Genomic DNA, 25,717 nt, shown 5'->3' on the forward strand with positions numbered 1-25,717 from the left:
TCCTCCAACGAGTACTCCTCGCCGAGGTGTGCGGACAGGAACAGCATCAGACGCAGACGCCTGTCCACTTCACTGCCGGTCTGGAACGCAGGACTCTTCTTCGCGCGTCCCTTGAGCTCTTCGGCCTCATCCTCGTCCGCGCTCTTGCGGTTGATCTCCGGGGAAACCACCGTGGAACTGGCGGCACCGGTGGAATCATCTGCCGGCACGAAATGGGCCGCCGCGTTCAAGCGGCGATTGAACGCATCGACGGCCTCCTGCGGGCTGACGATGGAAGCGCCCGGATGGGACAGCACATACATGGCCAGATCGTCCGAATCGGTGTAGGCGACATTCAGATGTTCGCCATCCACATCGACCGTCGCCGCAAAACGACGCTGGTCGACCACCTTGACCAGTTCCGGAGGGATGGATTGGGTGCCGAGCCCCGGAGCGATGGAATCCAATCCGAGTCCCGGCACCGGAGTCTGCGGCACGCGTGGCGCGGTACGCGACGTATGCTGCGTCTCATGTGCGGGAGCGGAGGAAATGGACATGGACCTGGCCAGATAATTCGCCGCGGCGAGAATCGGCAGATCCTCGTCTCCAAAGAGCAGGCGCACACGTGGCTCATCGCCAAGCTGCAATCGATAGGAGGCGAAATCCTGCCCTTCGGATTTGGACGAATATTCCGGTTGGCGTGATTCGATGGCGATTCCCATCGCCGCGAGCTTGGCGCGGTCGCGTTGAAATTGCTTGGCGAATGCCGCTTTCGCCGCCTGATCGGCCAGCTCGCCGTACGAGTCGGCGTATGCCTTCACACGCTGGGCGATCTGACGGGAGGTAAGCCATTGTGGGAAAGCTGAGGAAAGCACGGCCAAAACATCAAGTTCGTGTTTGCCCCATTTGTCGGAAAAACGACGTCTTCCGTTACTGCCTTCTGCCATTAGTCCTCACGTCTCGTTAACGTTTCATTAAAGTGTGTGCGACATATGACGCCGCACACTTCACTCTATGATAGAGGTTTTTCATTCAGTTTGTGTCTTTTTCCCGAAAAAACATCGTTTTCGTTTGGAAGGACACCCCCGAATCAGACCCAATCGTCAGGCTCGATGCCTTGCGGGCCAACATATTCGCCGTTAGGCACATAGCTCGGCTCCTCGGTGTTCGGCAATTGCGCATCGCCGAACAGGATAACATCCCTGCCGAAGGTCCAGTCGCCGTTGATGTTGACGGAATTCGCCGCGGCGAGGGAAGGAACCCCATACGGGAAATGCGCGTCGAAATCGTGGATGTTCTTGTAATAGCGGGCGTCAAGACGCACATCGGGGAAGATGTAGTTGCCGTCCTCCATCTCATATTGGTCCGTCAGATGGAATCGGTCGGACCGCATGATGAACAGGTCGTCGGTGGTCTTCACCGGCAGGAAGCGCATGCGGTCCACGCAAACGCATGTGGCGCCGTCGAACAGCGTCACGGCCGCGCCCATGGCGGTCTCCAGCTGGATGACCGGTTCGCTCGTCGGATCGGTCGGATCCACCGTCTTCTTATTGCGGATCACCGGCAGCGGCAACACACCATCGCAAGCGGCGAGCTTCGACTTCAAGGCGTCGATGCGAATCCAGATGCTGTTCGTGTTGAAATACGGATGCTTGTCGATATCCTGCGCATCCGCCTTGTCGTCCGGGTGCACCTGGCTCATCTCGCGAAGCATCAGACGGCCGGTGGCCTTGTCGCGGACGATATGCCCGCCCTTGCGGTCGGCGGGAGTGCGCTTGGCCACCTCGATCATGAAAGGAGCACCGGTGTTCTCAAAGTGCTGCGCCAAGGTACGGGACGGGCGCGCGCCGAGGTTGTCGGAATTGGAGATGAACAGGTACTTGAACCCATGGGCCTCCAGAGTATCCAGCAATCCGGATTCCCAGATCGTGGAGAACAGGTCGCCGTGTCCCGGCGGGCACCATTCCAGTCCCGGGTTCTTCGGGAAACTCACCGGCAGGCCCGTGGCCGCGCTGATTTTCGGCTCCTGATGCTGCACGATCTCCATCGGGATGTCCTCCTGGTGGAATTTCTTGTTGGCGTGCAGCACCTTCATGGTGTCTTCGGACGTACGGAACGAATTCATCAGGGTCAACGGCAGATCCACCCCAAGACGGGTGCGTGCGGTGAGCACCTGGCCGATGATGATGTCGATGAAGCGCATCTGACGTGCCTTGTGACGGCGGACGGGCAACAGGGACTTCGCGCAATCGAGTCCCATCGAGGTGCCCAGGCCTCCGTTGAGCTTCAGAAACGCCGTTTTGGCGAACGCATCGACCGCCTTGTCGTGGTTGATGGTCTCATACACATCGTGGAAACTCGGCACACCCACTAGTGGCTCGACGGTGTCCTCGCGAATCCAGCTGCTGGATTCCTCGGTGCGCCAAACGTCATATAGACGCTTGAACTGCGCGATGGCCATGTCGCTCATGCCATGCTCGCGCATCTTCGCTGCGGAATGTTCGAATACGTCCTCAGTCAATCTCTGTTCCTTCCATGCGGGCGTGTTGTCGTTATACCTCGTAGCCATCTTACACAACATTTTTTCAACGGGGGTGTTTACGTCGGAAAAGGAGAATTCTTAGTGCAATAGACGCATGCCGTTCACCTTACGACACGACGCGATTTGCCATTGGCAAGACGTTATGCTAGATTTTCTTTTCGGTGCTTTTGCACCGTTCGGACCATAGCGCAGTTTGGTAGCGCACTTGACTGGGGGTCAAGGGGTCGCGGGTTCAAATCCCGCTGGTCCGACTTTCAAAGGTCTTGGGATCTCGGTTCCAAGGCTTTTTCTTTTTCCTCCCCGCATACAGCCACGTATGCGCGCAGATACGATTTTCGCCAAAGATCGATGGGCAAATCCTCAATGCGTTGCGCATCATCGCTCACGGGTCTCTCACGACATGTCCCCGCGGTGCCGCTGCCGTTCGGCACCGAACATGGACGACCACGCGGAAAGTGATAACATTCCCATTGCTGGATGCTTTATGAGACCCTTTCTCGTCCGGGAGGTGACTGTCCATGGAACCGGTGAACGACCAACCGCAATTCGATGACGTCGATGAGTTGGCCCATGTGTTCGACGATTCGGCCCGCGAAGACGAATGGAAGATCCGGCTGCCACGCGAACTGGGATTGGACGCAAGGGAACGCGCCAAACACGACGGCATCACGCTCACCGAATTGACGCGCAGGGCTTTGGAACGCGATGACGCCGACGAAGGCACGGACATGGTACGGCCCGGACGCATGCCCAAGAACAGCAATGGCCGCGAACAGCTCGGTGACGAATGGAAGATCAAACTTCCTTACGAACTGGGCCAAAGGGCGCGAAACAAGGCGAAACGGGATGGAATCTCCCTGAGCTCATTGGCGCGCCGCGCCGTGACCGGCTATCTACAGGAGCGCGACAAGGCGGAACGTCCGCTGTTCTAGAACGCGCGTTCCACGCCAATATTGTTTGTGGGGGTGTCCGCATGCGCGGACACCCCCACAAATTCACTCGTCGAATTCTGCCTACTTGCGTTTCTTCTTTTCGCGAATGTTCACCGAAATCTGAATCGGGGAACCCTCGAATCCGAATTCCTCACGCAGACAGCGCTCGATATAGCGCCGGTAACCATGCTCGAGGAATCCGGTGGCGAAGATGACGAAACGCGGCGGACGCGTTGATGCCTGGGTGGCGAAAAGGATTCTCGGCTGCTTGCCGCCACGCAACGGATGCGGGTGCGCGGCCTGGATCTTGCCGAGGAACGCATTGAGCTTGCCTGTGGGAATACGCTTGTCCCAAGACTCCAAGGCACCACGCATGGCGCGTGCCAGACGGTTCGTATGCCATCCGGTCTTCGCGGACAGATTGACGCGCTGGGCCCATGTGACGCGTTCGAATTCGGTCTTCCATAGGCGTTCCATGCGCTGACGGTCGAATTCGTCCATCAGATCCCACTTGTTGAACACCAGCACGATGCATCGTCCGGCATCGACCGCCTGGCTCATCACTTTGAGATCCTGATCGGAAATCGGCTGTGAGGCATCGAACAGCACCAAAGCGAGCTCGGCGCGTTCGATTGCGGCCTGTGTGCGCAGCGACGAGAAATACTCAGCACCGGACAGCTTGTGCAGACGGCGCTTGATGCCTGCGGTGTCGATGAACAGCCAGTCATCGCCATCGACCCTCACGACCTCGTCGACGGGGTCGCGCGTCGTTCCCGCCAAATCGTTGACGACGCTACGTTCCTCGTGCGCCAATTGGTTCAACAGGGACGACTTGCCCACGTTCGGACGGCCGACGAGCGCGACACGACGCAGATGGGAAGGTGTGAGGAAACCGGAGGTCTTCTCGGCCTTCTTCAGCGAATCCATCGCCGCATCGAGTAATTCGCCGATACCCCGGCCGTGCATCGCGGAAATGCCGTATGGCTCGCCCAATCCCATCTTCCAGAATTCGGCGGTAAGGTATTCGCTTTCACGATCATCGACCTTGTTCACGGCAAGCGTGACCGGCTTGCCGGATGCGCGAAGCATCTTGACGATACGCGCATCCGTATCGGTCAGTCCGACCAGACCATCGACGACGAGGACCACGGCATCCGCCAGCTGCACGGCGACCTGGGCCTGGGAGGCGATGGCGGAGTCGATGCCCTCGACATCGGCTTCCCAACCACCGGTATCGACCAATTTGAAATCCGTGCCGGCCCATTCGGCGTCGTAGCTCACACGGTCACGGGTGACGCCGGGGGTGTCCTCCACAACCGCCGCGCGACGGCCGAGTATACGATTCACGAGCGTGGACTTGCCGACATTCGGACGGCCGACCACGGCGAGAACGCCAACCGGCTTCGGTCCGGACTGACGGCTTCCGCCGACGAACGAGGAGCCGTCGATCAGCCCCTCATCGCCCTCATCGAGCTCGTAATCGTCCAGGTTGGAGACGTACTGGCGGTACTGCTGCTCTTCGATGGCGTCATCGACGATGCGTATCAGCACGTCAAGGGTCTCGCTGAAGTCAAGGTCGGAATTGTCGACCGTCAGCACGCCTTCGGCGGCCGAGGTGAAATTCGTGACCTTGGAATCCGCTTTATCCCTTGCGGCGACGTTGTCGGCGCCGACCCCGGCCGTGGACTGCCCCGCGCGACGAGCCTGACGCACCTCCTCGCGGGCGGTGAGCAATACGCGCACCTCGGCATCCGGTGCCACGACGGTGGTGATGTCGCGGCCTTCCGCGACGATGCCCGCACCCTTGGAGAAGGAATCCACGGCGGTCTCACGCGCGATGTACGCACGCTGGGCCGCGATCAGCACATGGCGCACCGGAACGATTCCCGACACCTTGGAAACATGGGAGGACACCTCGGAGGAACGAATGGCCTCGCTGATGTCCTCGTCATCCGCATACACGCGCGGATCATCGGGATTCACGCTGATGTCGAAATGGCCGTCGGTGAAGAATTCGCCGACCGCCTCCGTGATTTCACGTTCGTCGACGGTTTCCGCATCCAGGTCGATGCCCTGATGCAGACACCACCACGCGCATGCACGGTACATGGCGCCGGTGTCGAGGTAGGCGAAACCGTAGTATTTGGCCAGAGCCTTGGAAGTGGACGACTTGCCGACGCCGGCCGGCCCGTCAATGGCTACGCGGATCACAGTCCGACCTCCTTGGAAAGGGAACGGACCTCGGTCTGCGAAAGCACGCGATAGCTGCCAGGCTTCAGATCACCGAGTTTGATCGGGCCGATCTGCGTGCGCACCAGACGCCGGACGGGAAATCCGATGGACCCGAAGATACGGCGCACGATACGGTTCTTGCCTGAGTGGAGCACGACCTTGACCAAGGTGCCCTCGCGGTTGGCGTCGAGGATGGCGCAACGATCGAGCTTGATCCAACCGTCATCGAGTTGCACGCCGGTGGTGACCAGCCGTCGGCACACCTGACCGCTGATGCGGCCCTCCAGCGTGGCGATATAGGTCTTTTCCACCTCGTACTTGGGGTGCATGACGTGCTGGCTCAGTTCGCCGTCGTTCGTCATGAGGATGAGACCTTCCGAATCGTAATCCAGACGGCCCATATGGAAAATACGCTCGTACTTGTCGCCGACGATGTCGCGCAGGGTGTAGCGGCCCTTCGGATCGTCCATGGCGCTCAGCACGCGCTTCGGCTTGTTCAAGGCAAGCGTGACATGGTTTGGGTTCACGCGTACACGAGAGCCGTCCACGCGAACCTCCTGATGCTTCGGATCGACACGGGTGCCGAGTTCGGTGACGAGCTCTCCGTCGATCTCGACGCGCCCATCGGTGATTATCTCTTCGCATTTGCGACGCGACCCGAATCCCGCCTGGGCCAGAAGCTTCTGCAGGCGAATACCTTCGTTGTCGTGATTGTGCGCCTTCATGGCGCGGGAATATGCGTTTGGCATCGTTCTCCCAACGTGGCCGGATAATACTGAATACTTACAGGGACTGCTGGTACTATTGCAGTCGTTTGCCGATTATGAAAATCGCAACCACATTATTATAAAACAGAGGAAAGACTATGACTGCTGCTGAGCAAACGCTCACATTCCAGAAAGAACACAGCAAACCACTGGCGCTTCGTGTCGGCGCGGAACTTGTCGGAAGCTTCGTCGTCTGCTTCGCCATTTATGCGATCTGCACGCTGGGCACTGCCGTATACGGCGTCAACATGGCGTTCATCGCGCTGCTGACCGGCGCCATCTATGCGGCCGCGACCGTGATTTTCGGCAGGATCTCCGGCGCGCATCTCAACCCGGCGGTTTCCGTCGCCGCGATGCTCACCGGCAAGACCGGAATCATCGATGGCGTGCTGTACATCATCGCCCAGGTGCTTGGCGGCATCGCGGCAGGCGCCGTCATCCGTTTCCTGCTGCCGACTTCCGAACAGGTGACGTTGAAGATCTGGCTGGCCCAAGCGGTCAATGGCTTCGATAAGAACTCCATCTCCTACTCCGCTCTCGGCAATTATGGCGTGACGCTGAGCATTACCACGGCCATCATCGTCGAACTGGTCGCCGGCGTCATCGTCATCGCAGGCGCCCTTCGCGTCATGGACGACGACGAGTCCAATGTGAATCACGGTCTTGCGATGGGACTGGCATATGGCGTCGCCACGGCAATCGCCTATCCGGTGACCGGTGCCGCCCTGAATCCGGCGCGTGCCACCGGAATCGCGCTGTTCGCCCAGAATCAGGGATTGAACGAGCAGCCATTGCAGCAGCTTTGGGTGTTCTGGATCTGCCCGGTCCTCGCCGCGGCCGTCGTGTCCCTGGTGGTCATCATCGCCTCGATGCTCGGAGCGCGAAAGCATGATGTCCCCGGGAACGCCGCGGAAAGCGATGGCGAAACCGCCGATGCCGAATCAGAGGCCGACGGGGAGCAGACCGAGCAGGATGAACAATCCGACGCCCAGACTGATGCCGATGAAAGCGTCGAACGAAACTGAGCGCACCTTCCAAGGGCTGCGTTCGCGTAGCACGAGTCTGATCAGCCCCGTGACGATGGCCGCCACCGCGATCACCACGGTGGCGGTCTTCGTATATCCGAGGAACGCGAGCACCGTCGCGACGAAAACCACAATCGCGATGATCCATTCGAACCATGGTTTGCCCTCGTGGTCTTCCGAAACGTAAGGATGGCTCATTTGCGCAGGGCCTTTCTCTTAAGGTGATACCGGATAGCAATCATAATAAGGCGTGGCGTCTGGACCAAAGCGGTCCGGACGCCACGCCTTATTTTTTCGTTCGACACGACAAGCCGCAATGGCGGCTCATCGAATCAGTGGAAGAAGTGGCGCGTACCAGTCACATACATGGTGACGCCCGCCTTGCGCGCGGCTTCGAAGACCTCCTCGTCGCGAATGGATCCTCCAGGCTGCACAATGGCCTTGACGCCGGCGTCGATCAGAATCTCGGCGCCATCGGCGAACGGGAAGAACGCGTCGGAAGCGGCGACGGCGCCCTTGGTGCGGTTCGTGCCATCGGCAAGCGTGTTGGCACGTTCAACCGACAGATTCGCGGAATCCACGCGGTTCACCTGACCCATGCCGATGCCGACGGTGGCCTGATCGTGCGCAATCAAAATGGCGTTCGATTTCACGCAACGGATGGCCCTCCACGCGAATACCAGATCCTTGACGGTATCGGCATCCGCGGGCTCGCCGGAGACCAGCTTCCAAGCGTTCGGGTCATCGCCCGGAGCATCGATCAGGTCTGTGGACTGCACCAGCAGACCACCGTCGATCTGACGGAACTGCGTCTTGGTCTTCGGCGGTTCGGAGACCTTGAGGATGCGCAGGTTCTTCTTCTTGGTGCGCAGCAGTTCAAGGGCATCCGCGTCGTAATCGGGAGCGACGATGACTTCGGTGAAGATCGGACGAACGCTTTCGGCCATTTCCATCGTGACCTTGCTGTTCGCGGCGATCACACCGCCATATGCGCTCATCGGATCGCAGGCGTGCGCCTTCTTATGCGCTTCGGCGACCGTGGCGCCGATGGCCAGACCGCATGGATTGTTGTGCTTGACCACGGCGACGGCGATTTGTGGGGCGAAGTCCCACACGGCGCGCCATGCGGCATCGGCGTCGACATAGTTGTTGTAGCTCATGGGCTTGCCGCCGAGCTGCTCGGCGTGGGCGAAGCCGTTCTGATCGAGCGGGTCGAGATACAGGGAAGCCTGCTGGTGCGGGTTCTCCCCGTAACGCAGCACATGCGCGCGATCCCAGGTGCGGGTGAATGTCGCCGGGAATTTGGCTTCATTCAGTGCGGGCGTCTCGTCGGAGTCGGACTGCTCGATGGTCGCGGGTTTCGGCCAATGCTTGGAAGTCCACTCGTTGATGGTGGCATCGTACGCGGCGGTGTGGGCGAATGCCTTGCCTGCCAGCCAACGACGCTCTTCAAGGGAGAAGCCTTCACCGTTTTCGATGCGCGCGGCGACCAGCGCATAGTCACCGGGATCGGTGATAATCGCCACGGTGGCGCTGTTCTTCGCCGCACCACGAACCATGGACGGTCCGCCGATGTCGATCTTCTCGATGGTGGCCGCCTCATCCGCACCGGAACGGACCGTATCCGCGAATGGATACAGATTCACGACAACCAGGTCGAACGGCTTGATGCCGAACTTCTCCAACTGCGCGGCATGGTCCTTGTTCGTCATATCGGCGAGAATGCCGGCATGGATATGCGGGTCAAGGGTCTTGACGCGGCCATCGAGGCACTCCGGAAAACCAGTGACCTCCGAGACCTCGGTCACCTTGACGCCAAGCTCGGCAAGACGCTTCGCAGTGGAACCGGTGGAAACCACCTCGGTATTCGCCTTGATGAATGCCTTGGCGAGCACCTCGATGCCTTCCTTATGGAAGACTGATACCAGAGCCCGTCGTATCGGTCGATAGGTTGTTGTCACCCTGCTCCTCCTTGTTGTTGATGGATGAAACCACTGTACGCGCAACGCCGGTGGATTCACGATTATCCTCTTCGGAGTTCGAGACGGATTTCCCGCTCTTGCCCTCACGGAACCGTCTGACTGCCAGACGCGTTCCGAAGTATAAGAACATGACCACCAGCATGAGCAGCCATGATGAGAACAGTCCCACAGCAGTGGGCTGGCCGACCTTACGTGCCGAAGCAATCACGTCCACACCGACGCGGGCAAGATGTTTCGTGCCCAACGCTCCGTTGGAAATGGAGAACAGCGCGCTGGCGCATAGCGAAACCACCGCGCAGGAAATGCAAAAAGCACCTGCAGGGTACGCAAACCTCAAAGCGACGCGTTTTGCATCGCGATCGTCGTCGGCGCCTTTGAATCTGAAACGGAATCCCTTGTTGAACAGCATCACGACCATGCCGGCGATAAACGAAACAGCGAGGGGAACGCATAGCAGCGTGATGCGAATCCAGTCCGTCTCCACCGCCGAAGGGAGCATGCCGAAAAGAGGCAATGCCGGCAATGAACTCCCCTGCCCGCTCCATAGACTGAACGAGGCGAGATCGCCTATGGAGAAACCGGCTCCGAACAACCAGGAAACCGCCCAAACCACAAGATTCGGCAACCACGCCAAGGCGGAAATCGTAGTCAGTATCCGCGAGCCGGTCTGCATACCGGACAATGCATACAGTTTGACGATGGCCGTCTGGTTGTCCACGATCCAATACACGACCGCGGCCGCGCCGGCGACAAGGTAGCAGGTCAGAAGCAGCAGACCCAGAACCGTGCCGATGACCAAGGTCTTGCGCACCGGCATGGAGATGTGCTGTGCCAGCCAATCACGGCGTTCCCGGATGAACGCCGATTGCGGGACCGCCGCAATCGCATAGCCGATAAGGAACACGACCGCGGTCTTCGCCAGGAGAAGGCCGATGGAATCGACAAGCTCGACATTGACGGCATGCGCGAAAAACGCGTTCATCAATTCCCAGAACAACAGACCTGAGGTCAATCCGCGCAGGCTCGTTCCGAAACGTCTTCCGAGCGAAGCGACAAGCGCGATAACCGACATGGTCAACAGCAACGGCGTAATGGTAAGGACGATGGCACCGTCTTTGAAACCGCTCCCTTGGCTCAGCAGCACCATGGCCTCGGTCAGGGGAACCGAGAGGGCGGAAAGGTTGTCTCCGCCCTCCTCCATGGAAATGACCAGAAGCATCAGCGCCATATAGCAGCCAAGGGCAACGGCATACACAATCATGGACGTTGCCGCAACGGCAAGCCCTTTCAACCAATACTTCAGGTTTGCCATCATAGCGACGTGGAAGCGAGCACCTCTCGCATGATTTCAGCGGTCTGGCCCGGAGTGCGGCCGACACGGATGCCGACGGCCTCAAGCGCCTCCTTCTTGTCTTTCGCAGTGCCCTTGCCACCGGAGACGATGGCTCCGGCATGACCCATCTGCTTGCCTTCGGGGGCGGTGAAGCCCGCGATGTAGGCGACGACCGGCTTGGTCATGTGTTCGGCGGCCCATTTGGCGGCATCCTGCTCCGCGTTGCCGCCGATCTCACCAATCATGACGACGGCCTTTGTGGCCTCATCGTTCTCAAACGCCTCCAAAGCCTCCTGCAAAGTGGTTCCAACGATCGGATCGCCGCCGGCGCCCAGGCAGGCGGTGAATCCGATATCGGAAAGCTCGCCCATCAGCTGATACGTCAGCGTACCCGACTTGGATACCAGACCCAACGGGCCACGAGAGACGATGCCATCCGGAATGATGCCCAGATTGCAGCCGTGGGAACCTTCGGAGGAAGGCAGCGTCAACAGGCCAGGGCAATTCGGTCCGATGATGCGCACGCCCTTGCGCAGCGCGAGTTCGACGAAGTACGCGCTGTCGGCAACGGGGATGCCCTCGGTGATGACGACGATCAGCTTGATGCCGGCGTCTATGGCCTCGACCACGGCGTCCTTGGCGAAACGCGGAGGAACGAACACCACGCTGGCAACCGCTCCCGTCGACTCAACGGCCTCGGCGCATGTGCCGTAGACGTGCATGGTCGCATCCTGGCCATTCCTGGCGGCGGGGAAGACGACATCCAACCCGGCCTTGCGCGCATTGACCCCACCGACGATGTTGGTGCCCGCCTTGAGCATTCGAGCGGTATGGGTCATGCCCTGATGCCCGGTCATGCCTTGGACGATGACCGGAGCGCCATCTTCAATGAAAAGCGTCATTTTCAGCGAACCTCCTTGCCTTTGGCCGCGAGACGCGCGGCCTGCTGTGCGGCTTCCTCCATGGTCTGTGCGACATGCAGATTGGCACGCCTCGCCTCCGACAGGATGCGCAGACCCTCCGAGGCGGCATTGCCGTCGAAACGGACCACAAGCGGTTTCAGACTTCCGAGTTTGTCAAGCGCCTCCAAGATGCCGGTGGCCACCTGTTCGCAGGAAGTGATGCCGCCATACACATTGACGAGCACGGATTCCACCTGGGGGTCGGAAAGCACGATCTCCAAACTGCTGCACATCACATCGGCGGAAGCTCCGCCGCCGATATCGAGGAAGTTGGCCGGCTTGACACCGGTTCCCTGATCCTCGCCCGCACCGGAAACGGCGTCCAACGAGCTCATGACCAAACCGGCTCCGTTTCCGATGACGCCGACCGAGCCATGCAGGTGCACATAGTGCAGTCCGTGTTCACGTGCCTTCGCCTCGAACGGATCGGTATGCACGGTATCGGCGAAGCGTTTCCATCCATCATGGCGGAACGCAGCGTTGTCATCGAGGGAGATCTTCGCGTCCAACGCGCACAGCGATTTGGAGGATTCGTCATCGGGATCGCCGATTTTGGCAAGAGGGTTGATCTCAACAAGCGTCGCGTCGTTTTCCTTGAAGCATTTCCACATCTTGAGCAGAATCTGCGCCGCCTGATCGACATCCGCATGGTAGAAGCCGATGCTCTGCGCCATCTTGGTGGCTGCTTCGATGTCGAAATCCTCAAGGGCGTCGATATGCAGACGCTTTACGGATTCCGGATGCTCCTTGGCGATTTCCTCGACTTCGGTTCCACCCGCGGCGGTGGCGAGCACGTCGAAATCTCGGGAGGAGCGATCCACGGAAATGGAAACATAGTATTCGTGCAGAATGTTCTTGGCCTCGGCGACAAGAACACCACTGACCTTGTGCTTGTGTATGGTCATCGGAAGGATGTCCTCGGAAGCGAGGATGGACTCATCCCTGGTCTTCGCAAGCTTGACGCCGCCAGCCTGACCACGATGCCCGATCTTCACCTGCGCCTTGATGACGTTCGGATAACCGATCTTCTCGGCCGCTTCGGCGACTTCATGAGAATTCTGCGCGAAAATCGCCTTCGGCGTCGGGATGCCCTGCTCCTCAAGCAGTTCCCTGGCCTGGTACTCATAGAGATCCATGGATTCTTCCCTTTATGTTGTTTAATTAATGAATTAATTAATACAGAACGACAATCAGGCCGGCATGGTGATCAACGAACCGGTCGGATACTCCCCCAAAGATTTCATGCCGTCGATGCCGGTAAGCTCCATGACGAAGCTGAATCCGGCGACGCTGCCCCCGCGTTTCTCGATCAGGGCGCGCGCGGCGTTTGCGGTGCCGCCCGTCGCGATCAGATCATCGACGATGAGCACACGGGTCCCCTGACGAACGGCATCGGTCTCGATTTCCACGACGGCCTGTCCGTACTCGAGATCGTAGCTTTCGGAAACGGTGGGCGGCGGAAGCTTGCCCGCCTTGCGCACGGCGATGAAGCCTTTGCCCAACCGCGCCGCAAGCGCGGGACCGAACAGGAAACCGCGTGCCTCAAGTCCCGCAATCATATCGAAATCATCGACATCGACGGGCAAAGTCCTCTCCAGCGCGTCCATCAGAATCCCAAAAGCCTTGGCATCCGCCAAAACCGGCATGAAGTCGCGGAAAAGAATCCCTTCTTTGGGGAATCCGGGAATGGTGTTGATCTTCGAAATAAGGTATTCGGCGTCCTCGGCATCGATCTTCTTCAGACCGGAGAGGGTGATATCCGATGTTGCCATGACAGTGGTTTTCCTTCTACCTTGGTTTGCGGCAATACAAATTATATGTTCGTCTTACGAAAAAGAAGGGCGAAAACCCCAAAAATGAGATTTTCGCCCTTCCCGCGTCCAACCTCAGACGTTCTTCGACTCTTCCTCGACCTTATCGGTCTGCGGCTCATCGACCGGCTGGGCCTCCTGTTCGGTGGCCGCAGGCAGCGGGTTGCCGTTTTCGTCGACCTCATCATCGTGCACATACGCCGGACGGACATATTCACGGCTGATGGCATTGAAACCGAAGCGAATCTTGGAACCTTCGGAATCGATGACGATCTCCTCGTACTCCGTGTCGACGGATACGACCTTGCCAATCACGCCGCCGATGGTGATGATTTCAGTGCCCGGCTGCAGATTCGCGCGGAAATCCTTACGCTCAGCCTGCTGCTGCTTGGCCTTCTTGGACTGCCAGAACATCATGCCGATCATTACGACCACAATGACGATAAGAAACAGGGAGCTGGGATCCACAGCACACTCCTTATATAGAGAAATTCACATCACAAGGACCGCAAAGTCCAATCGCAGAAGATTCTATGCCAGCTTGCTGACATCAAGCTGGGAATCATCGGGAACCAGACCGAGATGTTTCCACGCCTTGCGCGTGGCCACACGGCCCTTGGGCGTTCGCATCAGGAACCCCTCACGGACCAGATATGGCTCGCATACCGTCTCGACCGTTTCGGATTCCTCTCCGACCATGGCCGCCAGATTGTTCAGACCGACCGGCCCGCCGTTGAAGTTCGTGACGATGGCCTTGAGCACCGCGATGTCCAATCGGTCAAGTCCCTCGGTGTCTATCTGGTACAGCGCCAAAGCCTCCTTGACGTCATCCGGTTCGACCGATTCGAGGTCATGCACGATGGCCCAATCGCGCACGCGGCGAAGCAGACGGTTGGCGATACGCGGCGTGCCGCGGGAACGCATCGCCAGCTGCCGCGCTGCGCCGTCCTCCAACTGGACGCCCAAGACCTTGGACGACCGTTCGATGAGTTTTTCGAGCTCCTCGTGCGGATAGAAGTCGAGATGGGCGGTGAAGCCGAATCGGGCGCGCAGCGGAGACGGCAGCATGCCCTCGCGCGTCGTGGCTCCGATCACGGTGAAGCGCGGCAATGTCAGAGGGATGGATGAGGCACCCGGACCCTTGCCGACCATCACATCGACGCGAAAATCCTCCATCGCGATGTACAGCAGCTCCTCGGCCGCGCGAGGAAGACGATGGATCTCGTCGATGAACAGCACTTCGCCCGCGTCCAGGGAACTCAGGATGGACGCCAGGTCGCCGGCATGCTGGATCGCCGGACCGGACGTGACGCGAATCGGCACCTCCAATTCGTTGGCCACGATCATCGCCAACGTGGTCTTGCCGAGTCCGGGAGGCCCCGCCAGCAGAATGTGGTCCGGTGGCACCTCGCGTTTGCGCGCCGCATCCAGAAAGAGCTGCAACTGCGCCTTGAGCCGCGGCTGGCCGATAAAGCCGTCCAGAACATGCGGGCGCAGCTCCTCATCGCTGACGGGCTCATTGCCCATGGGCGACGCGGAGACCATGCGCAGCGATTCCTCATTGGCGCCGGTGTTCACCTGCTCGGGATTCCGGTCGTTCGTCATGCTGATTCGTCTCACCTGCCTCGATCAAGGGATGCCAATGCCAGTTTCAGAACACGCGGTACGTCTTCTTTGGCAAGCGGAACCGCGATGCCGTTGCCTTCACAGACCGTCCGTACCGCATGCACGGCATCCTGCTCCCGCCATCCAAGGGAGACCAGCCCTTCCACCACCTGTTCCGCCTCGGTATCGCGCATTTCGGAAGCGTCGGCCGCGGCTCCTTCGATCTGATTGAGGTCGATGGAGCCTTTGAGTTCGAGAATGATTTTCTGCGCGCCCTTCTTTCCCAGACCAGGGGCCTTGGAAAGCGCCGTGGCGTCGCCATCGGCGACTGCACGCGCCAGACGATCGGTCGGCAATGTGGAGAGCAGGGACAGCGCGACCTTGGGGCCGATGCCGCTGACCTTCTGCAACTGCAGAAACATGCGTTTCGCGGCCGCCGTGGAGAAACCGAACAAGGTGATGGCGTCCTGAGAGACGCTCAACGACGTGTACACCTTCACCGTCTGGCCGGCATGCATGGACGCCAAATCAGCGGAGGGCATCCTGAGCTCGTAGCCGACTCCGCCGACCTCCACGATCGCCGAGGCCGCGTCGATGACGTCGACCCGGCCATGAAGCATACCTATCACGCGGGAACCTCCTTCGCGCAACCATAAACGATACTATAGAACATCTGTTCGATACAGGCTACATGCCTCTGCGGACTCCCCGTCCACGCGCGGCCTTCTGTGAGGCAAGCGCCCACTGTCGTTGCGCCGCGGTGAGATGCTGCTCACGCTCCCCTCCCTGCAATGCGCCGGCAGGACGCAACGCATGGCATATCGCTATGGCCAAGGCGTCCGCGGCATCCGCCGGCTTGGGCAGGGTGTTCAGTCCGAGGATACGCGCGACCATGCGTTCCATCTGAATTTTCTCCGCCTTGCCATTGCCCGTGATGGCGAGTTTCGATTCCGTCGGCGTGTGCAGCGCGACCGGTATGCCACGCTGCGCGGCGGCGAGCATCGCCAATCCGGCCGCCTGCGCCGTGCCCAGCACGGTATTGCGGTTCTCCTGCGCGAACACCCGCTCAATGGAAACCGCATCGGGAACGAACCGCTCGATCTTCTCGACCAAACCGTTATAGATGGTCAGCAGCCTGAGATCCTGCGACGTTTTGGGGTCCGAACGCACGACATCGACGTGAATAAAAGAAAGCCGGCGATATGCGCCGGCTTCAATCACGCCGACCCCGCAACGCGTCAGCCCGGGATCGACGCCGAGAATAATCACTCCCGATTACTCCTCGTCAAGCTGAGCCATGACCTCGTCCGAGGCGGTCCAGTTGGAATAGATGTTCTGCACATCGTCCAGATCATCAAGATTGTCGATAAGCTTGGAAACCTTCTGCGCATCCTCGAGGGTCAGTTCGACCTCGTTCTTCGGCATCATGACCAGATCCGCGGAGTCGTAGTCGAAGCCGGCATCCTGCAGAGCCTTGCGCACGTCGATCATGTCGGACGGATCGGTGACGACGGTGAACACATCGCCGTCTTCGGTCACGTCCTCGGCACCGGCCTCGGCGGCCTTTTCGAACAGGTTGTCGAAATCAACGCCTTCGGACGGGACGATGATCTGGCCCTTGCGCTCGAAGTTGAAGCTCACGGAACCGGAGGTGGCCAGAGAGCCATTGCCCTTGGTCAGCGTGGAACGCACTTCGGCGGCGGCTCGGTTGCGGTTGTCGGTAAGGCACTCGATGATCAGACCGACGCCGGCGGGCGCGTAGCCTTCATAGACGATGTCCTCATAGTTGGCGCCACCAGCCTCTTCACCGGAGCCACGCTTGACGGCGCGCTTGATGTTGTCGGCCGGCATGGAAGCCTTCTTGGCCTTGTAGATGGCGTCGTACAGGGACGGGTTACCGTCAGGATCGCCACCGCCCTGACGTGCTGCGATCTCGATGTTCTTGATCAGCTTGGCGAACAGCTTGCCACGCTTTGCGTCGATGGCGGCCTTCTTGTGCTTGGTGGTCGCCCACTTGGAATGACCTGACATAATGCTCCTAGGCAGGTTGCGAATATTTTCAAACGAAATGATTTTAAAGCGGTTCTAAGACAAAGTACCGAAAACGCCATGGAAAGAACACCCGTCAATGCTCCGGCGACGCAAAAGCGCCCATCAGCGATGGTATGTCTTCGTTCCGGTGGCCATTTGCCTGCGAGCTTCGAGAATCCGCTGAAACACTGTGATCACGCCCACAAAGGCCAACAGCACCATCGCCACGGCGAGCCACACCTCTTGATGGCTTACCCCGGCCACGGCCATGCCCACCAGAATGATGACCAGACGATCGGCGCGCGTGGCGATGCCGTTCTTCACCTCGAATCCGACGGATTCGGCACGCGCGCGTGCGTAGGAGGTAACAAACGAGGTCATTATGGAAAGCAACGCGGCGCCGATGCCGATCAGACTCACATAATCCGGAGAATCCATCGCAGTACCTTGCCACTGGCCGCCATGCAGGAGGAAAAACAGCATCACTCCGGCCAACAGCGCCCAATCGGCGATACGGTCCAGCGTGGAGTCTAGAAACGCGCCGAATTCAGTGCCCCCGGTGGTGAGTTTGGCGACCGAGCCATCCAGCGAATCCGCGAGCACAAGCAATGTCAGGACCACGGCGCCGATGAACAGCCGACCGGTCAGTCCTGTGACGATGGCCACGACTATGGTGCCGACCGCACCGATGACGGTGATCATGTTCGCAGTCAGGCCAATGCCCACCAGCGCCTTGGCCAGTGGCTCGATGAGTCTCTTAAACGGTGCGCGAAGGTGTTCCAACATGGTCGGGCTCCTTATTCCCATTCGAAAAACGAAAACGGTATGCGCGAACAGTGAATTCGTGCATACCGTTTTCCATGGTTCATGATTCTAGCGTATTACCATGAACCAGCGTAACGATCAATCGGCGATGGCGGCCTTGAAATCGTCGACGCTGTTGACTTGGACGCGCTTCTTGATGACCTTCATGATCTGTTCCTTGGCGTCCGCCACCGGCACGCCGTTGAGCTGGCTGCCGTCGCGGAAGCGGAAGCTCACCGCGTTGTTGTTCATGTCCTCCTCGCCGACGATGAGGATGAACGGGGTCTTGGACTTGGACGCGTTGCGGATCTTCTTGCCGAATCGGTCATCGGACAGGTCGATTTCGCAGCGGACGGTCTCCTCCTCCAAGCTGCTGATGAACTTCTGCAGATGCGGAGCGAACTCGTCGGCGACCGGAACGCCAAGCACCTGCACCGGAGCGAGCCACACCGGGAACGCGCCGGCGTAATGCTCGAGCAGCACGGCGAAGAAACGCTCGATGGAACCGAACAGCGCACGGTGAATCATCACCGGACGCTTGTGGGTGCCGTCGGCGGCGATGTACTCGAGCTTGAAACGCTCCGGAAGGTTGAAGTCGAGCTGGATGGTGGAGACCTGCCAGGTGCGTCCGATGGCGTCGCGCGCCTGCACGGAGATCTTCGGTCCATAGAAAGCCGCGCCGCACGGGTCGTCGACCAGTTCCAAACCGGATTCCTTGGCGACCTCGGCCAACGTGTTGGTGGCCTCCTCCCAGATCTCGTCGGAACCGACGTACTTGTGCGGATCCTTGGTGGACAGCTCCAGGTAGAAGTCGTCCAGACCGAAGTCCTTGAGCAGGCCCAGTACGAAGTTCAGCAGGCTCTTGAGCTCATCCTTCATCTGCTCGCGGGTGCAGTAGATGTGGGAATCATCCTGGGTCAGGCCACGCACGCGCGTCAGACCATGCACCTCGCCGGACTTCTCGTAACGGTAGACGGTACCGAACTCGAACAGACGCAGCGGCAGCTCGCGGTAGGAACGCTGGCGGGACTTGAAGATCAGGTTGTGCATCGGGCAGTTCATCGGCTTCAGGTAGTAGTCGAAGCCCTGCTTGACGACATTGCCGTTCTCGTCCTTCTCCTCGTCCAGACGCATCGGCGGGTACATGCTGTCCTTGTACCAATGCAGGTGTCCGGACGTCTCGTACAGACCGCCCTTGGTGATGTGCGGCGTCTGCACGAAGCTGTAGTGGTGCTTGCGGTGCATTTCGCGGGAGTAGTCCTCCATCGCGTTGATGACCGCGGCACCCTTCGGGTGGAACACCGCCAGTCCCGGCCCGATCTCATCCGGGAAGGAGAACAGATCCATTTCCGCGCCGAGCTTGCGGTGGTCGCGCTTGGCGGCCTCTTCCAGACGGGTCTGGTACGCCTTCAGGTCTTCCTTGGTGGCGAAGGCCGCGCCATAGATGCGCTGAAGCATCGGGTTCGCCTCGCTGCCGCGCCAGTATGCGGCGGCGGAACGCTCAATCTTGAACGCCTTGATGTAACGGGTGTTCGGCAGGTGCGGGCCGCGGCACAGATCCTTCCAGACCACATTGCCTTCGCGGTCGACGTTGTCGTAGAAGCTCAGCTCCTTACCGCTGACTTCGGTGGCGGCTTCGGGATCGAGATGCGCCTCCTTGTCCTTGATGAGCTCGAGCTTGTACGGCTGGTCGGCCTCTTCGGCAAGCGCCTCTTCTTCGGTCACCACACGGCGGCGGAAGGACTGGGAAGACTTGATGATGCGCTGCATGCGCTTCTCGATGGCCTTCAGGTCATCCGGGGTGAACGGGGTCTCCACATCGAAATCGTAGTAGAATCCGTCCTTGATGACCGGTCCGATGCCGAGCTTGGCGTCCGGACGAATCTCCTGGACGGCCTGAGCCATCACATGGGTCGCGGAGTGACGCATGATGGCCAGACCATCCTCGCTGTCAAGCGCGATGGACTCCACCACATCGCCATCGTGCAGTTCGGTGTAAAGGTCACGAGGTTCGCCGTTCAGACGCACCGCGATGATGTTCTTGTCTTCCGCGAAAAGCTGGACGCCGGTCTGGTCTGCCGCCACCTCCTTCGCTTCGCCGTTGAGTGTAATAGAGATGGTTTGTTCAGCCATGGGTTGTCCTTTGCTATCGGGGTCCGCGTTACCAATGTGCAGGCCTGGACTGTGTGTCAACGATGAACAAGATAGGAACGAGTGCCGACATCGACGCGCGCCGCCGCATGGACGCCGTCGAAGGAATGGACGGCATGCACAACCCATGAGGGCGCCAGGGACGAAGCGCTATTGCCCGACGACATGCGCGTAGGTGTACTGCGGCGCCTTTCGGATTGCGTTGATCTGCACGTTGTCGGATGGTTTGACCGATACGGAGGCTCCATACTTCACCTTGAGTCTGGAACCCACGCCGCCCGCGAGATTGACCGCGTTCTGCAGATTGTTGCGGTCCCCGATCGCGGAAATGACGTACGGCGCCTTCAACGAGATGCCGTCGCACTCAAGTCCGTCGTCGGTATCGCTGATGTACGTGCTGGTGATCACCCTGACATCGTTGATCTCAATGACCTCGGCACCGCTGTTGCGCAATTCCTCCAACAAGGTGAACAGAATCGACGCGTCGATGGACTGCTTGGTGCCGCGGGAGATCTTGATGACCACGCCCTCTCCGGAGGCGGGAAGGCGCCCCGACAGGATACCGTTGGATTCCGCGTTCTGTTTGGCGATTTCCGCGGCCTTCGCGTTTTTGTCGGCGGTGTCCTTCAGCGAGTTGAGCTGGCTGGTGAGTTCGCTTTTGCGCTGTTCGAGCTTCTGCGCCTGCGCGTTGGTCTCGCTGATAAGCTTGGTGAGCTCGTCCTCGCTCATCGTCTCATAGGTGGAGGTCGAGTTGTTCAGCTGGATGGCGTATCCGAATCCCAACAGCGCGCACAGCACCGTGACCAGCACGCTCGAATACAACCGGGCACGCGTCGATTTCGCGTTGAGCGAAATACGCCTCGGCTTGCGCCTGACGACGGGGAAGGAACCGGTCTGCGTACTGTCGTTGTCCTGGTCCTTGACGATCTGCTCATGAAGTTTGGACAGCATGTCCTTTGATTCACGGTTGTGTCTGGGCACGCGGCATCATCCTTTGAAAATAAAGCGTCTGATGGATGACACATTGGTGAAGATGCGGATGCCGAGCACCACGATCACCGCCGTCTGCAGCTGCGAGCCGACACCGAGCTGATTGCCGAGGAACACCAGCAATGTCGCCGTGATGACGTTCGAGAAGAAGGAGATCACGAACACCTTATCGGAGAAGCTGCGCTGGAAATACGCGCGCGCCGCGCCCAACAACGCGTCCAAGGCGGCAAGCACCATGATGGGGAGATAAGGCTGAAGCTGGATGGGGATGTCCGGACGCACGAACACGCCGACAACGACACCGATGATGAGTCCCAGAACGGCTGCCATTACTTGTCTCCCTTCGCATAGGTCACCTCGCCGGTCACCGCGGCTTCCAGTGTAATCGTTTTTGATTTACTGACTTGGGGATATATGCCGGCCTTTTTGAAATCATCGTACAGCTGTCGTTGCGTGTTCTTGCCGACGGCTTTGGCCAAAGCGCCGGAATTGCCGATCGCCTCGATCTTATAGGGGCTTTGCACCGAATTCACCCCGATGAGAATCGTCGTTCCCGCTGTTCTGATCGATGTCTGGACTCCAAGACGATAACCGTTGATCGCTATGGCCTCTGCGCCCGATTGCCAGAGCAGCGATACGAGCACCTGCAGATCCGAGTCGGTCACCACGCGAATCTGGCTGCCGTTTTCCCTGGGAAGCGAGGAGTCCGCGTTGTCTCCGCTCACCGAAATCGGATTCGCTATGGTGAGGGTGATGCCCTCGCCTTGAACGGGAAGCACGCCGTTGACCATCTCATCGTCCCGTACCGTTTGGTTCAACGACCAATTCGACACCGATTTCGATTCATCCTCCACTTGGGCGCGCAGATCGTTCACGTTTTTGGTGAGTTCATCGACCTTCTGCGTCGATTGCGTAAGCTGGCTCGCCAGCTGTTTGCGCACTTCCTTGCGCGGATCCGTGCTCAGCTGACGCACGAACACGCTTCCCGCAGTACCGACGGCGATGCAAATGAGAAACACAAGGACACGGGTGAACCAAATGGAAACCGTGGAAGGCGTCTTGTTCGACAACCGCGAATCGGTGTACAGCACATCCATCGGACGGTTGCTCAGATCATCGATGAGACGGAGGGAATCATCCTCCAGACGCCGTCTGCGCGACATCGATACGATGGATGCCGGCTGTACGTGATGCGAGTCCAGATTCGCGAAGGACGCGGAAAAAACGGCACGGTGCTTCGCCGGCATGTTCTCCGGAGATACGGGGAACGCCACGATATTCGAAGCATCATGCGCCATGCCGCGTCCTTACGTCCTTATTTATCCTGTTTCAGCAATCCTATGCCCTGCCGGATATAAATATATCCCGCCAGCCAGTACAGGCCAACTCCCCAGATTCCGGTGGCGAGTCCGCACAGATGGAGCACATTGGTCGCGTCATTGGTCCATATATCGGCGAAAATCAACGAGACGATGGCGATCAGGAGCATCGCGGTGCCCGCCTTGCCGACGAAATGCACAGGCAAAGGACCGTAATCGTGCTGCGCAAGCACAATGATCAACGCGGCCATGATCAGATCGCGCAATCCGACGACGATCAGCATCCACCATGGGATGATGTTGGCGATGCCCAATGCCAGGATGCTGGAGAAGATCAGCAGGCGATCCGCTATCGGATCGAGAATCTGCCCGATTTTGCTCACCTGGTTGAACGACCGCGCGATCAGACCGTCCAACCCGTCGGAAACCGCCGACAAGGCGAGGATGATCAACGCATATATCATCTCATGCCGGGAAACGAACACGGCGATGAACGGAATCGAGATGATTCGTAGCAGACTGATGCAGTTCGGAACCGTGAAATAAATATCACGCGGTTCCGGACTGTACTGTTTCTTGATGATGAGTTTGCCCATGCCCAGAGCAAACTCACATTCGCGAGGCCTGCAGGGCGGTGACGATGATGCCACGGGCGCCCACCTCATACAGCTGGTCCATGAGCTGGTTGACCTTGGCCTTCGGCACGACGACGCGGACGGCGGCCCACTGCTTGTCGTGCAGCGGGGAGACGGTCGGGCTCTCGAAACCCGGGGTGATGGCGACCGCCGCGGAGACCCTTTCGACCGGAATGTCGTAGTCCATCAGCACGTTGCGCTGCGCGGTGAGCACACCCTGCAGCCGACGGCTCAGAATCGTCAGCCGGTCATCGTCCTCCGCAAGACGCGGAGAGCGAATCAGCACCGCCTCGGAATGCAACAGCGGATCGGAGAAGACCCTCAGACCAGCGTTGCGCAACGTGGTTCCGGTGGACACCACATCGGCGATCAGGTCGGCGACGCCCAACTGCACGGAGGACTCCACGGCGCCGTCCAAGTGAACGGTTTCGGCGTGGATGCCATGCTCGGTCAGGTAATCATGCACCAGTTTGTCGAACGTGGTGCCCACGCGCTTGCCCTCGATGTCCTCAAGCCTGCTGATCGGAGAATCATTGGGAGCCGCGAAACGGAACGTCGACGCGCCGAAGCCGAGCTTCATGTGTTCCTTGGCGTCCGTACCCGAGTTGAGCAACAGGTCATGCCCCGTGATGCCGACGTCGATGGTGCCTCGGCCGACATACACCGCGATGTCGAGCGGACGCAGATAAAACAGTTCGACCCCGTTGTCTGGATCTTCCACGACCAACTGGCGCGAATTGCTCCGAAGACGATAGCCGGCCTCGGCCAGCATATTCCATGCGGGCTCGGATAGCATGCCTTTGTTGGGTACAGCGATTCTCAGCATTCTTCCTCCAAAAAATGGCCATGCCCGTACTGGCATGGCCGAAAATATGCTTACAGGTTCTTGTAGATGTCCTCGAGGGTGATGCCACGATCGATCATCATGACCTGCAGATGGTAGATAAGCTGGCTCATTTCCTCGGCGGTGCGATCCGCGCCTTCGTATTCCGCGGCGATCCAGGTCTCACCCGCCTCTTCCACGATCTTCTTGCCGATGAAATGCGTGCCCTTGCCAAGCTCGTCCACGGTCAGGGATCCGGCCTGCTTGGTGGCGGCCTTTTCGCTCAGTTCGGCAAACAGCGATTCGAAGGTTTTCATACTCGTCCTTAATTGTTGGTTATGTGCTCAGGCTTTGAACGCGGCCTCGGCCTTGGCACGAATGGAATCGATGGCTTCTGCGGGATCTTCGGCGCCGTAGACCGCGGAACCGGCAACCAGCACATCGGCGCCCGCTTCCGCCACGATATGGGCGGTCTTCGGGCTCACGCCGCCATCGACCTGGATTTTGGTGTCCAAGCCACGACGCGTGATCTCATCACGCAGACGACGCACCTTGGCCATCTGGTTGTCAAGGAATTTCTGGCCGCCGAATCCCGGTTCGACGGTCATCACCAGAATCATATCGAATTCATCGAGGATGTCGAAAATAGGCTCGACGGGTTCGGCAGGGCGCACCGCGAAACAGGCCTTGCAGCCCATCTCGCGCAGCTGGCGGGCCAGCCGCACGGGAGCATGGGTGGCCCCCATATGGAAGCTGACCGAGGCCGCGCCAAGCTTGGCGTATTCCGGAGCCCAACGGTCGGGGTCCTCAATCATCAGATGCACATCGACCGGCAAATCGGTCACTTGGCAGATACGGGCCACAATCGGCTCGCCCAAGGTCAGATTCGGGACAAAATGGTGATCCATCACATCGACGTGCACGAGATCAGCGTTGGAGATCGCCTTGAGGTCACGCTCAAGATTACAAAAATCAGCAGATAGGATGCTGGGGGCGATTTGAATAGTCATGGTTCACATTCTATGGTTGGCGAAAGACTATCGCCGTTCGGATGCTGGCTGCGTGCCGTCATCCGAACACGTGGTCTCATTTGTTGTCGGTGAATTCATCGGTTGTTCGCGTAGCCGGAACCTCCGCTGTTACGGTTTTGGATTCGTTCGAGCCGTCAACGCGTTGCCCGCCGTACGCCTGAATCTCGATTTCGGTGACCGTCCGAAGCTTCTCAGCCAGCAGATCGGTGTGCTTGCCCATCTGCTGGACGGCGATGAACGACACCACACCCAATACGAACACCACCAGGGACACCCAGACGTTGATGCGGATGCCGAGGAACTCATGCGCGTAATCGATGCGCAGGGACTCGATCCATGCGCGGCCGGCCGTGTACCACATGATGTACACCGTGAACAGCGAACCAGCTTTGAGACGTCGCATCGCCCTGGCGCCGATGAAGATGATCACAGCGGCTCCGATGAGATTCCAAATCATCTCGTAGAGAAACGTCGGATGGAACAACGTGCCCACCGGGCAGGTCGCGCCGTCATAGCACTGTTCGCTGTGCCCGATGGCGGAACCCGTGGTATTGAGCTTCAGCCCCCAAGGAAGCGTCGTCGGAGCGCCGTACAGCTCCTGGTTGAACCAATTGCCCAGACGTCCGATGGCCTGCGCCACCAGCAAACCGGGCGCCACGGCATCGCCGAGCAAAGCCATCGGATAATGCTTGTGGTGGCACCACGCCCAAGCAGCGAGTCCTCCTAGAACGACACCGCCCCAAATGCCAAGTCCGCCGTTCCA

General features: G+C 59.3%; 26 protein-coding genes, 1 tRNA gene and 1 pseudogene. 3 read left to right on the top strand and 25 right to left on the bottom strand.

Annotated features, from left to right (window positions below; genetic code table 11):
* Positions 1-926 (bottom strand): annotated as a pseudogene (locus tag B3C64_RS00895) (WYL domain-containing protein); the annotation flags it as partial.
* A gap of 143 nt (positions 927-1,069) precedes the next feature.
* On the bottom strand, positions 1,070-2,548 hold the full coding sequence (locus tag B3C64_RS00900; protein ID WP_291533080.1) for a UTP--glucose-1-phosphate uridylyltransferase: 1,479 nt from the start codon (positions 2,546-2,548) through the stop codon (positions 1,070-1,072).
* Between the two features lie 150 nt (positions 2,549-2,698).
* Between B3C64_RS00900 and B3C64_RS00905 the strand changes: the two genes are divergently transcribed.
* Together B3C64_RS00905 and B3C64_RS00910 are read left to right on the top strand one after the other, a co-directional pair.
* A tRNA-Pro gene (locus B3C64_RS00905) sits at positions 2,699-2,772 on the top strand.
* 267 nt (positions 2,773-3,039) lie between these two features.
* On the top strand, positions 3,040-3,453 hold the full coding sequence (locus B3C64_RS00910; protein ID WP_291533081.1) for a hypothetical protein: 414 nt from the start codon (positions 3,040-3,042) through the stop codon (positions 3,451-3,453).
* A gap of 81 nt (positions 3,454-3,534) precedes the next feature.
* On the opposite strand, the gene der is transcribed toward B3C64_RS00910, so the two are convergent.
* Both der and B3C64_RS00920 read right to left on the bottom strand, forming a co-directional pair.
* On the bottom strand, positions 3,535-5,664 hold the full coding sequence (gene der / locus B3C64_RS00915) for a bifunctional cytidylate kinase/GTPase Der (protein WP_291533082.1): 2,130 nt from the start codon (positions 5,662-5,664) through the stop codon (positions 3,535-3,537).
* Positions 5,661-6,434 carry a pseudouridine synthase gene (locus B3C64_RS00920; RefSeq protein ID WP_291533083.1) on the bottom strand — a complete coding sequence of 258 codons (774 nt, stop codon included), beginning with the start codon at positions 6,432-6,434 and terminating at the stop codon, positions 5,661-5,663. The genes der and B3C64_RS00920 overlap by 4 nt, the downstream gene beginning before the upstream one ends.
* A gap of 116 nt (positions 6,435-6,550) precedes the next feature.
* Here B3C64_RS00920 and B3C64_RS00925 point away from each other — a divergent pair, with 116 nt between their 5' ends.
* Positions 6,551-7,477 carry an MIP/aquaporin family protein gene (locus B3C64_RS00925; protein ID WP_291533084.1) on the top strand — a complete coding sequence of 309 codons (927 nt, stop codon included), beginning with the start codon at positions 6,551-6,553 and terminating at the stop codon, positions 7,475-7,477.
* Here B3C64_RS00925 and B3C64_RS00930 read toward each other — a convergent pair.
* The 21 genes from B3C64_RS00930 to B3C64_RS01030 all read right to left on the bottom strand — a co-directional run.
* The gene (locus B3C64_RS00930) at positions 7,394-7,675 is read right to left on the bottom strand and encodes a DUF3017 domain-containing protein (protein ID WP_291533086.1); all 282 of its coding nucleotides are present in this window, start codon (positions 7,673-7,675) and stop codon (positions 7,394-7,396) included. The genes B3C64_RS00925 and B3C64_RS00930 overlap by 84 nt on opposite strands.
* Positions 7,676-7,809: 134 nt before the next feature.
* Positions 7,810-9,438 (bottom strand): bifunctional phosphoribosylaminoimidazolecarboxamide formyltransferase/IMP cyclohydrolase, encoded by a 1,629-nt coding sequence (gene purH / locus B3C64_RS00935; protein ID WP_291533087.1) that lies wholly within the window; start codon positions 9,436-9,438, stop codon positions 7,810-7,812.
* Positions 9,386-10,678: a DUF6350 family protein gene (locus B3C64_RS00940; RefSeq protein WP_291533088.1), complete on the bottom strand. Its 1,293-nt coding sequence runs from the start codon at positions 10,676-10,678 to the stop codon at positions 9,386-9,388. Before B3C64_RS00940 ends, purH begins: the two co-directional genes overlap by 53 nt.
* Before the next feature lie 92 nt (positions 10,679-10,770).
* Complete coding sequence (sucD, locus tag B3C64_RS00945; protein ID WP_291533089.1) at positions 10,771-11,694, bottom strand: succinate--CoA ligase subunit alpha; 924 nt, start codon at positions 11,692-11,694, stop codon at positions 10,771-10,773.
* A gap of 2 nt (positions 11,695-11,696) precedes the next feature.
* Complete coding sequence (sucC, locus tag B3C64_RS00950; RefSeq protein WP_291533091.1) at positions 11,697-12,890, bottom strand: ADP-forming succinate--CoA ligase subunit beta; 1,194 nt, start codon at positions 12,888-12,890, stop codon at positions 11,697-11,699.
* Positions 12,891-12,944: 54 nt separating this feature from the next.
* Positions 12,945-13,526, bottom strand: a complete 582-nt coding sequence (locus tag B3C64_RS00955) for an adenine phosphoribosyltransferase (RefSeq protein ID WP_291533093.1) — start codon at positions 13,524-13,526, stop codon at positions 12,945-12,947.
* Positions 13,527-13,640: 114 nt separating this feature from the next.
* A complete protein-coding gene (yajC, locus tag B3C64_RS00960) occupies positions 13,641-14,033 on the bottom strand; it encodes a preprotein translocase subunit YajC (protein WP_414632139.1) in 393 nt (130 codons plus the stop codon).
* A 63-nt stretch (positions 14,034-14,096) separates the two neighbouring features.
* The gene (gene ruvB / locus B3C64_RS00965) at positions 14,097-15,170 is read right to left on the bottom strand and encodes a Holliday junction branch migration DNA helicase RuvB (RefSeq protein ID WP_291533095.1); all 1,074 of its coding nucleotides are present in this window, start codon (positions 15,168-15,170) and stop codon (positions 14,097-14,099) included.
* An 11-nt stretch (positions 15,171-15,181) separates the two neighbouring features.
* Positions 15,182-15,799 carry a Holliday junction branch migration protein RuvA gene (gene ruvA / locus B3C64_RS00970; protein ID WP_291533096.1) on the bottom strand — a complete coding sequence of 206 codons (618 nt, stop codon included), beginning with the start codon at positions 15,797-15,799 and terminating at the stop codon, positions 15,182-15,184.
* 58 nt (positions 15,800-15,857) lie between these two features.
* Positions 15,858-16,439, bottom strand: coding sequence for a crossover junction endodeoxyribonuclease RuvC (ruvC, locus tag B3C64_RS00975; RefSeq protein ID WP_291533097.1), 582 nt, complete (start codon positions 16,437-16,439; stop codon positions 15,858-15,860).
* Positions 16,440-16,445: 6 nt separating this feature from the next.
* Complete coding sequence (locus B3C64_RS00980; protein ID WP_291533098.1) at positions 16,446-17,201, bottom strand: YebC/PmpR family DNA-binding transcriptional regulator; 756 nt, start codon at positions 17,199-17,201, stop codon at positions 16,446-16,448.
* Between the two features lie 123 nt (positions 17,202-17,324).
* Positions 17,325-17,987, bottom strand: a complete 663-nt coding sequence (gene pgsA, locus B3C64_RS00985; protein WP_291533099.1) for a phosphatidylinositol phosphate synthase — start codon at positions 17,985-17,987, stop codon at positions 17,325-17,327.
* Positions 17,988-18,104: 117 nt separating this feature from the next.
* Positions 18,105-20,138: a threonine--tRNA ligase gene (gene thrS / locus B3C64_RS00990; RefSeq protein ID WP_291533101.1), complete on the bottom strand. Its 2,034-nt coding sequence runs from the start codon at positions 20,136-20,138 to the stop codon at positions 18,105-18,107.
* A 168-nt stretch (positions 20,139-20,306) separates the two neighbouring features.
* Positions 20,307-21,107, bottom strand: coding sequence for a DUF881 domain-containing protein (locus tag B3C64_RS00995; protein WP_414632140.1), 801 nt, complete (start codon positions 21,105-21,107; stop codon positions 20,307-20,309).
* Positions 21,108-21,143: 36 nt separating this feature from the next.
* Positions 21,144-21,476, bottom strand: a complete 333-nt coding sequence (locus B3C64_RS01000; RefSeq protein WP_291533104.1) for a small basic family protein — start codon at positions 21,474-21,476, stop codon at positions 21,144-21,146.
* Positions 21,476-22,444, bottom strand: coding sequence for a DUF881 domain-containing protein (locus B3C64_RS01005; protein ID WP_291533105.1), 969 nt, complete (start codon positions 22,442-22,444; stop codon positions 21,476-21,478). The genes B3C64_RS01000 and B3C64_RS01005 overlap by 1 nt, the downstream gene beginning before the upstream one ends.
* A 17-nt stretch (positions 22,445-22,461) precedes the next feature.
* Positions 22,462-23,061: a CDP-alcohol phosphatidyltransferase family protein gene (locus B3C64_RS01010; protein ID WP_291533106.1), complete on the bottom strand. Its 600-nt coding sequence runs from the start codon at positions 23,059-23,061 to the stop codon at positions 22,462-22,464.
* A gap of 13 nt (positions 23,062-23,074) precedes the next feature.
* A complete protein-coding gene (hisG, locus tag B3C64_RS01015) occupies positions 23,075-23,926 on the bottom strand; it encodes an ATP phosphoribosyltransferase (RefSeq protein ID WP_291533107.1) in 852 nt (283 codons plus the stop codon).
* Positions 23,927-23,976: 50 nt separating this feature from the next.
* Complete coding sequence (locus B3C64_RS01020; RefSeq protein ID WP_291533108.1) at positions 23,977-24,240, bottom strand: phosphoribosyl-ATP diphosphatase; 264 nt, start codon at positions 24,238-24,240, stop codon at positions 23,977-23,979.
* 27 nt (positions 24,241-24,267) lie between these two features.
* Positions 24,268-24,933 carry a ribulose-phosphate 3-epimerase gene (rpe, locus tag B3C64_RS01025; protein WP_291533109.1) on the bottom strand — a complete coding sequence of 222 codons (666 nt, stop codon included), beginning with the start codon at positions 24,931-24,933 and terminating at the stop codon, positions 24,268-24,270.
* 76 nt (positions 24,934-25,009) lie between these two features.
* A partial coding sequence (locus B3C64_RS01030) for a prolipoprotein diacylglyceryl transferase (RefSeq protein WP_291533110.1) occupies positions 25,010-25,717 on the bottom strand: 708 nt, incomplete at its 5' end.

The organism is Bifidobacterium sp. UBA6881 (assembly GCA_002451435.1).
In the GTDB taxonomy this organism is placed as follows: Bacteria; Actinomycetota; Actinomycetes; order Actinomycetales; family Bifidobacteriaceae; genus Bifidobacterium.